The 236-nt window shown below is 43.6% G+C and carries 1 protein-coding gene; it reads right to left on the bottom strand.

The annotated features are described in order from the left end of the window. On the bottom strand, positions 1–236 hold a 236-nt coding region (locus tag ACH2AZ_RS12565), incomplete at both ends, for a T9SS type B sorting domain-containing protein (protein ID WP_394908110.1).

Genomic DNA, 236 nt, shown 5'->3' with positions numbered 1-236 from the left:
GGCATTGGCTTACCGTTAAAGGTACCGTCCCATCCTGGACCACTTGGGCTTAATTGCTTCAATAGCTTACCGTAACGATCGAAGATAAAAATCTTAGCTCCGATATTGGCTTCTCCTAAACCGATGATATTCCAAGTGTCGTTGTAACCGTCTTCGTTTGGTGTAAAGAACTTTGGATAATCGATGAATGCGATTTCGCGTACCGTTGTTCCACAACCGTTCTTATCTCTTCCGTA

Origin of the sequence: uncultured Mesonia sp. (genome assembly GCA_947499595.1) — a bacterium.
GTDB lineage: Bacteria > Bacteroidota > Bacteroidia > Flavobacteriales > Flavobacteriaceae > Mesonia > Mesonia sediminis.
Note: the sequence above shows the minus strand (reverse complement) of the source record. Positions and strands in the feature narration are given on the sequence as shown.